14 protein-coding genes are annotated in these 14,645 nt (G+C 44.8%); 1 reads left to right on the top strand and 13 read right to left on the bottom strand.

The features are described from left to right. Positions 1-10: 10 nt before the first annotated feature. The 10 genes from lapB to OCV19_RS05470 all read right to left on the bottom strand — a co-directional run bounded on the left by lapB (position 11) and on the right by OCV19_RS05470 (position 10,645). On the bottom strand, positions 11-1,186 hold the full coding sequence (gene lapB / locus OCV19_RS05515; RefSeq protein ID WP_017060240.1) for a lipopolysaccharide assembly protein LapB: 1,176 nt from the start codon (positions 1,184-1,186) through the stop codon (positions 11-13). A gap of 12 nt (positions 1,187-1,198) precedes the next feature. Continuing rightward, positions 1,199-1,471, bottom strand: coding sequence for a LapA family protein (locus OCV19_RS05510; RefSeq protein WP_017066774.1), 273 nt, complete (start codon positions 1,469-1,471; stop codon positions 1,199-1,201). Positions 1,472-1,600: 129 nt separating this feature from the next. Further along, positions 1,601-1,885, bottom strand: coding sequence for an integration host factor subunit beta (ihfB, locus tag OCV19_RS05505; protein ID WP_017060238.1), 285 nt, complete (start codon positions 1,883-1,885; stop codon positions 1,601-1,603). 121 nt (positions 1,886-2,006) lie between these two features. Then, positions 2,007-3,677 (bottom strand): 30S ribosomal protein S1, encoded by a 1,671-nt coding sequence (rpsA, locus tag OCV19_RS05500; protein ID WP_010439921.1) that lies wholly within the window; start codon positions 3,675-3,677, stop codon positions 2,007-2,009. A 106-nt stretch (positions 3,678-3,783) separates the two neighbouring features. After that, positions 3,784-4,464: a (d)CMP kinase gene (gene cmk, locus OCV19_RS05495; RefSeq protein ID WP_017060237.1), complete on the bottom strand. Its 681-nt coding sequence runs from the start codon at positions 4,462-4,464 to the stop codon at positions 3,784-3,786. 292 nt (positions 4,465-4,756) lie between these two features. Continuing rightward, entirely contained in the window at positions 4,757-5,503 is a 747-nt protein-coding gene (gene kdsB / locus OCV19_RS05490; RefSeq protein ID WP_065675687.1) for a 3-deoxy-manno-octulosonate cytidylyltransferase, read from the bottom strand. Then, positions 5,503-5,682: a Trm112 family protein gene (locus OCV19_RS05485; protein ID WP_065675686.1), complete on the bottom strand. Its 180-nt coding sequence runs from the start codon at positions 5,680-5,682 to the stop codon at positions 5,503-5,505. The genes kdsB and OCV19_RS05485 overlap by 1 nt, the downstream gene beginning before the upstream one ends. Then, complete coding sequence (gene lpxK / locus OCV19_RS05480) at positions 5,663-6,670, bottom strand: tetraacyldisaccharide 4'-kinase (RefSeq protein WP_065675685.1); 1,008 nt, start codon at positions 6,668-6,670, stop codon at positions 5,663-5,665. The genes OCV19_RS05485 and lpxK overlap by 20 nt, the downstream gene beginning before the upstream one ends. Positions 6,671-6,684: 14 nt before the next feature. Then, a complete protein-coding gene (gene msbA / locus OCV19_RS05475; protein ID WP_065675684.1) occupies positions 6,685-8,433 on the bottom strand; it encodes a lipid A ABC transporter ATP-binding protein/permease MsbA in 1,749 nt (582 codons plus the stop codon). Positions 8,434-8,464: 31 nt separating this feature from the next. Then, positions 8,465-10,645: a DNA internalization-related competence protein ComEC/Rec2 gene (locus OCV19_RS05470; RefSeq protein WP_065675683.1), complete on the bottom strand. Its 2,181-nt coding sequence runs from the start codon at positions 10,643-10,645 to the stop codon at positions 8,465-8,467. Between the two features lie 17 nt (positions 10,646-10,662). Between OCV19_RS05470 and OCV19_RS05465 the strand changes: the two genes are divergently transcribed. Next, complete coding sequence (locus OCV19_RS05465) at positions 10,663-11,175, top strand: DUF2062 domain-containing protein (protein ID WP_017060232.1); 513 nt, start codon at positions 10,663-10,665, stop codon at positions 11,173-11,175. Between the two features lie 206 nt (positions 11,176-11,381). Here OCV19_RS05465 and lolE read toward each other — a convergent pair whose 3' ends face one another. From lolE to lolC, 3 genes are read right to left on the bottom strand one after another with little or no spacing between them, the layout of a single operon-like run. Next, positions 11,382-12,626 (bottom strand): lipoprotein-releasing ABC transporter permease subunit LolE, encoded by a 1,245-nt coding sequence (gene lolE / locus OCV19_RS05460; protein WP_065675682.1) that lies wholly within the window; start codon positions 12,624-12,626, stop codon positions 11,382-11,384. Beyond that, a complete protein-coding gene (gene lolD / locus OCV19_RS05455) occupies positions 12,627-13,319 on the bottom strand; it encodes a lipoprotein-releasing ABC transporter ATP-binding protein LolD (RefSeq protein WP_048614550.1) in 693 nt (230 codons plus the stop codon). Then, positions 13,312-14,520, bottom strand: a complete 1,209-nt coding sequence (lolC, locus tag OCV19_RS05450) for a lipoprotein-releasing ABC transporter permease subunit LolC (protein WP_059020945.1) — start codon at positions 14,518-14,520, stop codon at positions 13,312-13,314. Before lolC ends, lolD begins: the two co-directional genes overlap by 8 nt. Positions 14,521-14,645 lie beyond the last annotated feature (125 nt).

The raw sequence follows: 14,645 nt of genomic DNA, 5'->3' as shown, positions 1-14,645 counted from the left end.
GACCACAAATCTATTCACCATCAAGCCCACGAATAGGCTTGATCGTCCCCCACCCTTTACATGAAGGGCAGTGCCAATACAAAGAGTGTGTCGAGAAACCACACTGACGACAACGGTAATGAGGCTTAACCTTAAGCTGTTCACCAACCATAGATTGAAGTGTGGTTAAGCTGTCTTTTGCTCGGCCTTCTTCTGCTTCCGCTAGGTGGTAATCGATTAATCGATAAAAACCTTTCATAGTTGGGTTTTTAACAAGCTGCTTTGTCAGTAGCTCTTGAGCTGAGCCTACATCTTCATGGTGAGCAACCAATTGCGCCAGCATCAGTTCGGCAGATACACCGGCTTTCTTCTGAATACACGCTTTGAGGAACTCGACCAATTGAGCTTCTTGTCCAAGCTTGTGGTAACACTCAGCAAGGGTTGGCAACACCTCACTGATAAAATCGATATCTTGTTCAAGTACCGATTCAAGACAATCAATTGTCTTTTGGTAATCTTCGTTCGCTAAGTGGAACTTCCCTAGTGCGATACTTGCGCGAACACATTTAGGGTCTTCAGAAAGCGCCTTCTTAAAATGCTGAAGCGCTTTAGAACGATTACCATCGGCTTGTTCTTGCATCGCAAGCTCACACCAGAAATGCGCAACGGTCGCACGCATCTTCATTTTTTTCTTGCCGAGCTTAACTAAGATATTTCCGTAATGGATAGCCTTGTTCCACTCACGGGTCTGCTGATAAATAGCCACCAACTGCTGTAAAGCGCCCTCTTTATGGTCAGGTTCTTCTACAAGTTGTTCAAAGATTTTTTCAGCGCGATCAAGGAAACCAGAGACCATATAGTCTTTGGCTAATTGTTGCAGTGCGAGGTTTTTCTGATCGAGGGTAAGCCCCGAACGAGAGATGAGATTTTGGTGAATACGAATAGCGCGGTCGACTTCGCCTCTTGAGCGGAACAAGTTGCCCAAAGCCAAGTGAGTATCGATGGTTTCATTGTCTACTTGAAGCAGCTCAATGAAGTGATCAACCGCTTTGTCAGATTGATCTGACAGTAATAGGTTCAAACCCGTCACGTATTGACGGGAGATCTGGTGTGATTGCTTTTGTTTTTCTTGCTGAGCATTACGATTACCCATATACCAGCCATATGCGGCTGCGATGGGCAAAAGTAAGAACAGTAACTCTAACATCAAATATAGCCTTTAAGCTTTAGTATCAGCAGCGACCTGCTTTGATTGCTTATTGAGTTGCTTCTTCAAGCGATGAATTTTCAGCTGAGACCGCATGTGCATATTACCAAAGACTAACCAAGCAAGGGCGAAGCCTGAAACGAATACAACACCTAATAAACTTGAGAGGTGGAAGTCACCTTGCGCTAGCAGATAGTTGAAATTCACAGTTGTTTGGTTTTGAGAGCCTAAAGCCAGTGCAATTAGGAAAAGTGCGATAACGGCGACTATTTTTATAATTTTCATAGTTCATCACTCATTGGTTGGTTAGCTGTACGATTATGCAGGAAAATTACTAATCAGACCACCATATTATGGTCATAAAAAAGCGGCATACATTATAGTATGCCGCTTTTCTTAATTCCGATAAGTAGGCTACATTCCTGAGTTTACTCGTTCACGCAACTCTTTACCTGGTTTGAAGTGAGGAACGTATTTACCTTCTAACTCAACCTTGTCACCAGTCTTTGGGTTACGTCCAACACGAGGCTCACGATAATGCAGAGAAAAACTGCCAAAACCGCGAATTTCGATTCGATCACCACTTTCTAGTGTTGAAGCCATATGCTCTAAAATGTCTTTTACAGCGTCTTCAATTTCTTTTGCAGAAAGATGCGTTTGCTCAGCGCACAGTCTTTCAATCAATTCAGACTTAGTCATAGTTACCCTCGTTGGTTTTCTTTTTAGAAATTATAGACCTATCGGAAAAATAAGCAAAAAAAAAGGAGCCTTACGGCTCCTTTCTTGGCTAGATAGCTATAATTCTCTTAATGAGAAGCTATTATTCGCCTTTAGCAGCTTTGAATGCGTCTGCCATTGCGTTACCGAACGCGCCTTCTTCAGACTTGTTCAGTGAAGCCATTGCTTCTTGCTCATCAGCTTCATCTTTAGCTTTGATAGATAGGTTGATTACGCGGTTCTTACGGTCTACACCAGTGAACTTCGCTTCAACGCTGTCGCCAACGCTTAGGATTAGAGATGCATCTTCGATACGGTCGCGAGAAACTTCAGAAGCGCGGATGTAACCTTCAACGCCTTCGATTAGCTCGATAGTAGCGCCTTTCGCGTCAACTGCAGTAACAGTACCGTTTACAAGAACACCTTTCTTGTTGTCAGCAACGTATGCGTTGAACGGGTCGTTTTCCATTTGCTTAACGCCAAGAGAAATACGCTCACGCTCTGCATCTACTGCTAGAACAACAGCAGAGATTTCGTCGCCTTTCTTGTATTCACGTACAGCTTCTTCGCCGGCAGCGTTCCAAGAAATGTCAGATAGGTGTACAAGACCGTCGATACCGCCTTCTAGACCGATGAAGATACCAAAGTCAGTGATAGACTTGATCTTACCAGTAACTTTGTCGCCCTTAGCTTGCATTTCTGCAAATGACTGCCATGGGTTAGCTTTACACTGTTTCAGACCTAGAGAGATACGACGACGTTCTTCGTCGATATCAAGAACCATAACCTCAACTTCGTCGCCAACATTAACAACTTTAGAAGGGTGGATGTTCTTGTTAGTCCAATCCATTTCAGAAACGTGTACTAGACCTTCAACGCCTTCTTCGATTTCAACGAAGCAGCCGTAGTCAGTTAGGTTTGTAACACGACCAGAAAGCTTGTGACCTTCTGGGTAACGCTTAGCGATTGCTACCCATGGATCTTCGCCTAGTTGCTTAAGACCTAGTGAAACACGAGTGCGCTCACGATCGAACTTAAGAACTTTAACTAGGATTTCGTCACCAACGTTAACGATCTCTGATGGGTGCTTAACGCGCTTCCAAGCCATATCTGTGATATGTAGAAGACCGTCAACACCGCCAAGGTCAACGAATGCACCGTAGTCAGTAAGGTTCTTAACGATACCTTTAACTTCAGTACCTTCTTGTAGAGTTTCAAGAAGTTCGTCACGCTCAACACTGTTTTCAGATTCGATAACAGCACGACGAGAAACAACAACGTTGTTACGCTTCTGGTCTAGCTTGATTACTTTGAACTCTAGCTCTTTGTTTTCTAGGTGAGCAGTGTCACGGATAGGACGTACGTCTACTAGAGAACCAGGAAGGAAAGCACGGATACCGTTAAGTTCAACAGTGAAACCGCCTTTAACTTTACCGTTGATGATACCAACAACAGTTTCAGCTTCTTCACAAGCTTTCTCAAGTACGATCCAAGCTTCGTGACGCTTAGCTTTCTCACGAGAAAGTTGAGTTTCACCGAAACCATCTTCAACAGCGTCTAGAGCTACGTCTACTTCAGCACCAACTTCAACTTCAAGTTCGCCAGCAGCGTTCTTGAATTGTTCAGCAGGGATAGCAGATTCAGACTTAAGACCAGCGTCTACAAGAACGAAACCGTTCTCGATAGCTACTACAGTACCTTTAACGATGCTGCCTTGTTGGAATTCAGTTTCAGATAGAAACTCTTCAAAGAGTTGAGCAAAAGATTCAGTCATTATTTAATCTTCAATAATTAAACGTCCATGGGTATCCTACCGCATGGGGTTGATAAATTCGCCGGTCATCATCCTTGCGACCAACGTTCGTACTAGCTCGGCGAAATTACCCAGCCAGTTTCGATTCAATATAGTGTAGTGCTTTTTCTACTACCTGCTCAATATTCATTGAGGTGGAATCAAGCACTAGAGCATCCTCTGCAGGGCGAAGTGGCGCCACTGGGCGATTACGATCTCGGTCGTCTCGCTCTTGGATCTCGCTCAAAAGGTCGTCAAATTTAACATCTAACCCCTTCTGTTGCAACTGTTTAAGGCGGCGACTCGCACGCTCTTCAGCACTTGCATCTAAAAATATTTTCGCTTCAGCTTCAGGAAACACAACCGTTCCCATGTCACGACCATCTGCAACCAAACCAGGCGCAGCGCTGAATGCACGTTGACGACGAAGCAGTGCTTCGCGAACGCGAGGTAAAGCAGCAACTTTTGAAGCCGCCATGCCTGTCTCTTCTTTACGAAGTTCACCAGACACATCTTCACCTTCTAGGATAACCTTAACTAAGTCGCCTTCAGCAATAAACTGCACGTCTAAGTGTGTAGCAAGCGGTACTAAAGCATCCTCTGATTCAGTATCCACACCATGGTGAATTGCCGCTAAAGCCAATACGCGATAGATCGCGCCTGAGTCTAGAAGATGAAAGCCTAGCTTATCTGCTAGCAACATACACAGGGTACCTTTACCTGCACCACTTGGTCCATCAACCGTAATCACTGGGCTTTGAGAAGGCATCTTTTACTCCACGTTTTGTCGTAAGTTTTATTCTGTACTAGCGATTCGCCACTACTTTATAGGCGGCATATTATAGAGAAAAATTGGAACTCGAGCGAGGTAAATCTCAGATAATTCCGTGTTGATGATGCATAAAGCAATGCAACTATCTCAATATCCGTTTGCTTAGGTCAATAAGACACACACGCGCTTTTCGATAGCGCACTTTTCGGTAGATATAAAAAAGCCTCGCAATAGGCAAGGCTCATCATTTCTCATTTTGTAGAGCAAAGAAGAACTCGCTCAAAGAAGCTTAGCCAATAATAGCTCGAACCGCTTCTAGGTCTTCAGGCGTATCAACACCAGCAGCCGGCGCTTCCGCCGCAACATCTACGTGGATTTTTTCACCGTACCAAAGCACGCGTAGTTGCTCTAGGCACTCAATACGCTCAAGAGTACTTGGTTCCCAATTGATGTAGGTATTGATAAAACCCGCTCGGTAAGCATAGATACCAATATGACGAAGCAAAGGAGATTCCGCTGCAGTACCGTTGTTCGCGTAAGCATCGCGATCCCAAGGGATGGTTGCTCGGCTAAAATACAATGCGTAACCGTCTTTATCGGTTACAACTTTAACGGCATTAGGGTTAAACACTTCATCAGCATGAGTGATTTCCACACCTAACGTTGCCATCGGGGCTGTACTGTTAGCAAGATTGTTGGCAACCTGATTAATGATTGAAGGTGGAATAAGTGGCTCATCACCTTGAACATTCACGATAATATGATCATCAGGAATCTTCATAACTTCAATCACTTCAGCTAGGCGTTCAGTGCCTGATTCATGATTCGGTGATGTCATACAAACGGTCGCGCCAAATGCTTTAGCCGCTTTTTCAACTCGAGCGTCGTCTGTAGCGATAATAACGCTATCGGCACCCGCTTTCATTGACTGTTCGTATACCCATTGAATCATCGGCTTTCCACCAATGTCAGCAAGTGGCTTCCCTGGTAAACGGCTCGATTGGTATCTTGCAGGTATAACAACCGTATAAGACATTACTTACCCTCATCCATAGAAACGGTGCGAGCTTCAGGTTCTAAAAGAACAGGAATACCCTCTTGAATTGGGTAAGCAAGGCGATCAATTTTACAAACAAGCTCTTGCTTATCCTTGTCAAAAGTTAGTTTACCTTTACATACAGGGCAAGCAACGATCTCAAGTAGACGGTGATCCATAGTATTCCATAACCTCTTTTATTCTTTTTAAAATTTGCTGTTGCGAATCTTCATCAAACTGCGCAGAAACTGGAAGATACCACCAGTTATCTTGCGCATATTCTTCGCACTTTACAGCGTCTTTTTCTGTCATAATCAGATTCATACCTTTATTAGCTAAGGCATGAAGTTCATCTTTATCAAAATCTTGATGGTCGGCGAAGCCCTGTGTGAAAACCACATCACCATCAAGATCTTCCAATGTTTTAAAAAAGCGCGGTGGGTGGCCAATACCGGCAAAAGCCACCAGCTTCTGTAATTCTGCCACAGACCTTTTCTGACCTGTTTTCAGGTTAACCGCTTGGCTCGGAAGCAAAGACATCGAGAACTCTCGCCCATGTGCTTTACCGCCATTGTTAACCAAAAAGTCGACCTCTTCTAAACGTGAAACCGGCTCTCGTAATGGACCTAAAGGAATCAAGCTCTCGCTACCAAAGCGTCTTGCGCCGTCGATAACTGCAAATTCAATATCGCGTTCAAGCGCGTAATGCTGAAGGCCATCGTCAGTGATGATCACATCAACGCCTTTGCTCAGCAATACTTTCACCGCGTTAGCTCGCACAGGGTCGACTGCGACTGGCGCACCAGTTCGCTTACGAATCAAGCGAGGTTCATCACCCGAATGCTCAGGTGGGGTATTTTCATCCAACACCAACGGATAGCTTGGTGCTTTTGCACCGTAGCCACGAGATACGACTCCGGGTTTAAAGCCGTGAGCCTGAAGCACCTCAACTAACCAAATCACAACCGGCGTTTTACCATTTCCGCCAGCAGTAATATTGCCCACAACAATCACAGGTAAAGGCGGGCGGTAGGTCTCTTTCTTCCCCGATAGATAAGCGTCACGACGCTGACTACTGATCATTTTGAACAGCAGACTCAGTGGCCACAAAAGCGGCCAGAGAAGGTATTTCAACGGGTGATTGTTAAACCAAATCTTTTCGATCACAACAAGACCTAATCTTATCCGCTGAACTGAATTCGGTGTAATTGTGCATAGGCGCCATCATGTGCGATTAGCTCAGCATGTGCGCCCCTTTCTACAATATGACCATCATCAACCACTAGAATCTCATCGGCTTGCTCGATGGTAGAAAGTCGGTGTGCGATAACTAATACTGTTTTATCTTTCTGCAGTTCTTCTAATGCAGATTGAATAGCTCTCTCTGACTCTGTATCCAGTGCAGACGTTGCCTCATCAAGAATCAAAACCGGTGCATCTCTCAATAGCGCTCGAGCAATCGCAATACGCTGTCTTTGACCACCAGAAAGACTCGCGCCATTCTCGCCCACAACAGTATCAATGCCATTTTCCATGCCATCGATAAACTCACTTGCATGAGCAAGCTTAGCCGCGTGTTCGATCTGTTCACGTGAATACTGTTCTTCTGCTGCGTAAGCGATGTTGTTAGCCACCGTATCGTTAAACAGATGCACATTTTGAGAAACGAGAGCAAAGTGCTCACGCAGGTTTCTCAATTCGTAATCACGAATGTCGTGACCATCAAGCTCAATTGAACCAGAGTCTACGTCATAAAAACGAGTAAATAGGTTGGCAATGGTACTCTTACCCGAACCCGATCGCCCAACAAGCGCAACCGTTTTACCTTTCGGTATATTAAAGCTGACCTTATCAAGTGCTGGTTTTTCTGCACCGTCATAAGTAAACGTGACATCTTTTACTGCAACTTCACCCGTTACAGTTTCAGGTTTCAACGTTCCTTTGTTTTGCTCGGTATCTAGATCCATCAAGCCAAATAGAGTCGTACTCGCAGCCATACCGCGTTGGAACTGAGACGTTACACTAGTTAGTGCTTTTAATGGGCGCATTAAGCCGAACATCGCAGAGAAAATAACAGTAAATGTACCGGGGGTTAACTCAGCTCGAATAGAGTCAAAGCTAGCTAAGATCAACACCGTCACAACGGCAACAGACGCAATCATCTGAATTATTGGGTTAGCGGCTGCTTGTGCTGTTACTAACTTCATACTCTGTTGGCGCATTTGGTTACTAACTTGATCAAAACGTTGCTTCTCTATGTCTTGACCACCATAAGTTAGAACTACTTTATGTCCTTTCAACATTTGCTCTGCAGACGACGCCACATGGCCCATACTGGTCTGCATATTTTTAGAGATCTTTCTGAATCGCTTAGAAACTATGGTAATAGCCCAAGCGACAACGGGTGCGACAGCAAATAGGACTAAAGATAACTGCCAGCTATTCCAGAACATCAGCGTCAACAAGCCAATAATACTTGCACCTTCACGGACAATACTGACTAACGCTTTACTGGTTGCTGCAGACACTTGCTCTGAATCGTAAGTAATTCGAGATAGCAATGCGCCTGTCTGTTCTTTATCGAAAAAAGAAACAGGCATGTGCATGAAATGGCTGAAAATCTTACGACGAATTTCCATCACCACATTGCCAGAGACCCAGCTCAAACAATAGGTTGAAACAAAGCCACTGACGCCACGAACGAACATCATGGCGAAGATAATAAGTGGAAGTGTACGTAAAAAGTCAGATTCTGCATTACCAAAGCCTTCATCAAGTAACGGCTTTAGTAAGGAAATCATATAGGTATCAGAAACGGCATTTATAATAAGCGCAATTACCGCAACACCTAGGCCGGCCTTATATAGTCGAATATAAGTCCAAAGTCTTTTAAATGTGACCCAGGTAGTTTCATCTGTTTGTGTTGACATAGAATCGCTTAATTTTCTCACAATAATCTATCTATTCTACTCCCTTACGGAGCATCTGCCTATACCACTGCCCGCCTTGTTGTTCTCTAATCGCATGATATTGCCAACCTTCTTTGCTAAGAGTGATGGTTATTTGTCCGCTTTCTCCTGTATCAAGCCAAGTACTCCCCGCTTCCTGATAGCGTTCAATAACAGACTCATTCGGCATTCCCCACTGATTGCCTTTTGCAAGAGAAGCTATCGCCAGCTGAGGAGACACCGCCTCAATAAACGACTTAATTGATGACGAATCGCTACCATGATGCGGAACCAACATGACATCACTCCTTAGCTGTTCTCCTTCACGAGCAAGTAACCACTCACTTACCAGTTCAATATCACCAGTGAGCAACATTGAGAAATCAGCACTATGATCTGAGATCTTGACCACACACGAATGTGGGTTATACGCCCTCTTTACTTGCTTAGGCGGCCACAACACCTCAAAAACAACATCTTGCCAGTTCCAAACCTCTCCAATAGTACATGTTTGAATATTAGACGGGGCTTGAGTGGCAGATTGGCGTTCTTGAATAAGGTCCTGACTGGTTCGTATCCACTTTGGCGTATAGTTCTCAAGTAACGCCGGATAACCACCGGCATGGTCAGAATCGAAATGACTCACAATCACACCTTCTAATTCATAAATCCCCCTCTGGTTTAAAGTAGGAATCAACAAGGACTCAACAACCGAACCTCCTGGCCACGCATTGCCAAGATCATAAACAACAATCTGATTGTTCTTCTCCAAGACCAAAGACAACCCATGCCCAACATCCAAGATATCAATAGTTAGTTTGTCTTGTTGGGGTTTGCTGAACTCCCACCACAGGACAAACACTGCAGTTACTAATATCGATAATGTTCGCTTGAAATACCGACTGACAAAGCTCAAAAACAAGATAAGGAATACTGATAATGCAATCGTCTGATTATCAACTTGGATCCAAAATCGCTCAGAGAAAGGAATACTAAATACGAGAGGCTCGAGCGATAAGTCGACTAACTTCCACAGCTGACTGACCAAATCATTGTCTAGCGCTGTTATACCAACCACGCCAGACACTGACTCCGATATTAAGCTTAGAAACATTGCCAGAAACAACAGTGGGATCGTCACCATCGATACCCAAGGCAAAAGGAACAAGTTGTAGAAAACAGAGCCCAATGCACCAAAGGACAACCAAAAACTGCTCGATAAAGCTGAAAACGGCCAAATCAGCAGAACCACGCACAGACTTAAAGCAACATACCGAAGCAAACTGATATTTTGCCCACGCCACAAGAAATAACTCGCGATGACGCACATCACCAAAGCTCTCAAAGTTGGCAGCGTGAATCCAGCAAACCAACTATAGAAATACGCCAAGCCGAGCCCGAATATTGTAGGTAACCAAAGAAATGAAGGGGAAAGTAACCTTGATATCTTGCCAATCTGATAGCCGATACCAAAGGCAATCCCAATATGCAGCCCCGAAATAGCCATCAAGTGAATCAGGCCACTGCTTTTAAGCATATCCCACCGCTGAGGCGGAATAAGGTCTCGATATCCAAAACTCAAAGCGATAATGAGATCTTGATTTGCCAGCAGACTTAACCTCTCAAGGCTGGTTTCAAACCATCGGGATCGCAAGTTGGTGCTAGAGTGAATTCGGTACTTGGTATCTGCTCTGTAAGTTGCATTGGCAACCACGCCAGCACTAAACAAGTACTTTTCTAGGTCAAAGCCGGCTTCGTTGAGTTTGCCCCATATCGGCTTTATTGAGGCCGATAAATAGACATCATCTCCAAGCGTTAGCTTGAAAGGAGTAAACAAACGCAATTTTATCAATTGAGGAAAGATTAATTTTTCGCCGCCAATTGATCTGGCTACTATTACGCTTTCAAAACCGTGGCTATTTTCACTAAAAAGGCTAACAACCGACGCATTTATGGTAGTATTCTGCCCTGATTGGAATAAGCGACTCGTTTGTATTTCAATCGCATTCCCTAAGCAGATAACTAGTATCAATGCTGTTACTGGACCTCTTGCACTCCGGAAAACGCTATACTTTGTTGGTGCTAGCAGTAACAACAGCATCAATGGTGCCCAAACCCAATGTGGCATCACAGGCCAGAAGCTGGCAGACACAACTGTCGCAGCAAATGAAATCAAGAACCAAGTGTTAAACAAGAGAGTAGCTTCCTCCTATGCCAAGAAAGTTTATCAAACGATTTATGCCTGACCATGATCTAATCAAGCGTCAGAAAGCATTGAAAGTTTTTGGCAATGTTTTGTACAACCCCAACTTATGGTGCCTTAATCGTCGCTCTGCGGCTGGCGCGTTTGCTGTTGGGTTATTCATGGCGTTTGTCCCTCTACCAAGTCAAATGATTATGTCTGCAGGCCTTGCTGTCGCATGTGGCGTTAACCTGCCTTTAGCTGTCGCACTTGTTTGGATCAGTAACCCGGTTACCATGCCTGTTCTCTTCTACTTTGCTTATAAAGTCGGGGCGTTTGTTATGCATGTGCCACCTCAAGCCTTCCATTTCGAATTGTCCTGGGACTTCATCTTGGCGCAAATGAGCACTATAGGGCCTCCGTTCTTATTGGGTTGTCTGATTTGTGGTGTGGTTTCAGCAATGATTGGCTACTTTGGTATTCGCGGTTTATGGCGTTACTCAGTAGTAAGAAGTTGGAAAAAGCGACAAGCAAGGCACTGAACGCCATCACTTGTTATTCAATCTAACCTTGTATGTGCTTCACTTAAAACGCACACAAGTTAAAATCAGATGAGCCACTAACCTCTGCAAGATTGGCATGTAACGAAAGTCGTAAAGAACACGAATTGAATTCAATAAAAAAGGATCCCATTGGGATCCTTTTTTGTATTTATCGACGCGGAACTGCTTTGTTATTTAAGCTAATGCTATTTAGAACTCAGCACTGAGGCTGGATTCAACTTCGCTGCTCGTGATGCTGGGTACCATGTCGCCAGTAAACTCAGCACAATCGCAGTGCCGGAAACCACAACAACATCCGTCATATCAAGTTGTGACGGCAAGAAGTCGACAAAATAGATATCACCGGACAAGAACTGGTGATCGACCAGCTTTTCAAGTCCTTTGATTAGCGTCGTGAGATTAAGAGCGACTAGCACACCTATTGCACTGCCCACCAAACTGCCTAACACGCCTGAGAATACGCCCTGCCAAACAAAGATGCGCTTCACAAGGCCGTCTGATGCCCCCATGGTTCTTAAAATCGCGATCTCTGATGCTCTGTCTTTTACCGCCATCATTAAGGTCGAGACGATGTTGAAACAAGCAACACCAATAACCAGCACCATCACCAGATACATGATGGTACGAACGAGTTGAATATCTCGATACAAGAAGCCAAACTTCTGCTGCCAGCTGCGCAGATACACATACACATCAAGCTGATTACCCACTTCACGCACAATAGAATTCGCGTTCAGCACATCGGTCACTTTTAAAGAGACTCCAGTCACCGCCTCACCTAAGTTTGCGTAGACCTGAGCATCTCCAATCGGGATCAGAGCCAAGCTGTGATCTATCTGACCATTAAGCATCAGCAAGCCAACCACTTTCACTCGAACACGCTTTGGCGCCTGAACCTTCACAGAACCGTTTACCGTTGGAATCATCAAAGTCAGATAATCACCGACTTTCGCACCCAGCACATTCGCTACACCAGAGCCCAAAATGATCTGTTGTTGCCCTGCCTTAAACTCACTCCAAGCTTGCTTATCGATAAAACTCGACAGGCTCGAGACTTGTTGCTCAAGTTTTGGGTCAACGCCGCGCACTTCTATTGCTTTGAGTTCTTTGCCCTTTTCAGCAAGCGCTGTAATTTTTACATAAGGCGCAGCAGCAACGACTTTATCGTGCTTAACCGATTCCTCAATCACGTGCTCCCAACGAGTCACAGGCTCATTCACGCCTTCAAACTCACCGTGAGGAATCACTGAAAGCACTCGTGATTGAAGCTCTCGCTCAAAGCCATTCATCGCAGATAAGCCGATAATGATCACCGCGACACCAACAGCGATACCAATCGTCGAGGACAAAGAGATGAACGACACCATCTTGTCTCGTTGTTTCGCACGGCTAAATCGACCGCCTATCAATAGAGATAAAGAAGAAAACACTTAGCTCTCCTCTTTTTCTACGTTGACCAGTAAACCATCTTGCATGTGAAGTTGGCGATCCATCTTACCGGCAAGTTCACCATCGTGAGTCACGACCAAAAAGGCAGTATCGTACTCACGGTTCAGTTCACGCATTAAGTCATAAATAGAAAGAGCGGTGTTATGGTCAAGGTTACCGGTTGGTTCATCCGCCAACACTAGCGCAGGCTTATTCACCAATGCACGAGCAATCGCCACACGTTGTCTTTCACCACCAGAAAGCTCTGAAGGTCGGTGATCAACACGATGACTCAATCCAACCTTATCAAGCAGACGTTGCGCTTCTTGTTTTGCTTTCGCTGGCTTTTCACCACCAATCAGCAACGGCATAGCTACGTTTTCTAACGCTGAAAAGTCCGAGAGAAGATGATGGAATTGATACACAAAGCCAAGATGCTGGTTACGAAGTTTGGCCTGCTTATTTGAACTCAAAGATGCTAAATCCTGACCAAGAAAACTTACGCTGCCCGCAGAAGCATCGTCTAATGCGCCTAAGATATGCAGTAAGGTACTTTTACCCGACCCAGAAGTACCGATGATTGCTACTAGCTCACCCTTTTCGATTTCAAAGCTGACTCCCTTGAGCACCTCAGTATCTAACGAGCCTTCACGGTACGTTTTACGGATATCATTACATTGAAGAAAATTACTCATAACGAAGGGCCTCAGCAGGTTTCACAGACGATGCACGATAAGAAGGGAATACAGTGGCAATCAGGCTAAGTGCAATAGCCAAAACCACAACAACAGCGATTTGAATTGGGTTAATCAGAATTGGCAACTGTCCACCAAAGGAGAATAGAGCAACGCCCATCGCCTCTAAAATAGTATTAAGGTTCATCGCTAGGGCAACGCCTAACACACCACCAGAGAGCGCGCCAATCACGCCACTACTTGCGCCTTGAACCATGAAGATCCCCATGACTTGACCATCGGTCATGCCTTGGGTCTTAAGAATCGCGACTTCAGACTGCTTCTCCATCACCACCATGATAAGTGCCGAGATAATATTGAAAGCAGCAACACCGATGATAAGCCCAAGCATTAAGCCCATCATGTTTTTTTCCATACGAACGGCTTGGAACAGCTCACCACGTTGGTCACGCCAATCACTCCACAACCAACCTTCTGGCAATGGCTGAGTTGATAACTCTGCGACTTCAAACGGGTCTTCAAAAAACAGTCGCCAGCCTGAAATAGTGTCTGATTTATAACGCATCAAACGCCCAGCGTCTTGGATGTCTGTCACCATCAGTTGAGCGTCGATATCAGAACCTGTGTTGAAAATACCGGCAACAGTGAAATTTCGTTGGCTTGGAATACGACCTAATGGGGTGTATTGGCTCGCGCTGGTCACCATCAGGCGAACTTTGTCACCCATAGATACCTTCAAGTTTCTCGCCAAGGTGTGACCAAGAAATAGCTGATATTGACCCGCCTTAAGTGAAGACAGTCTGCCCGCAATCAAGTGGTTCTGAAGAGGGTCGTCTGAATTAGGTTCAATGCCGATTAACAGCCCTGCAGATAACTGAGCCGGACTCTGAATCACCGCCTCACTGCGGACAATCGGTTCAACGTGACCATTAAGCGAGATTTGCTCTGCAAAATTAGGCGCTTGGGCAGCAAGAGAGGTGGTGCCACCTTGCTCATAAACCACCGCTTGAGGAAGAACGCCAAGAATTCGGTCTTTTAACTGCGCTTCGAATCCATTCATTACCGATAAAACAGTAACCAAAGACAGCACACCAATCGTGATACCTGCCGTCGACATATAAGAAACAAAACGGCTAAAGCGATCACCTGAACGACCTTTCAAATAGCGTAGGCCAACAAACAACGAAATAGGATGAAACATACTTTGAACCATCTAAAGGGGATGCGGGTTAATGTAACGGGTATTGCTGTTACTGTGTAGGGGTTAATTGAAAATATAGAGTGAATTAACTCAATTAGTTAGGCTTGAAAAACAGAACCTTGTCA

The sequence above is a fragment of the Vibrio celticus genome (assembly GCF_024347335.1).
GTDB lineage: Bacteria > Pseudomonadota > Gammaproteobacteria > Enterobacterales > Vibrionaceae > Vibrio > Vibrio celticus.
This window is presented reverse-complemented; position numbering and strand designations above follow the sequence as displayed.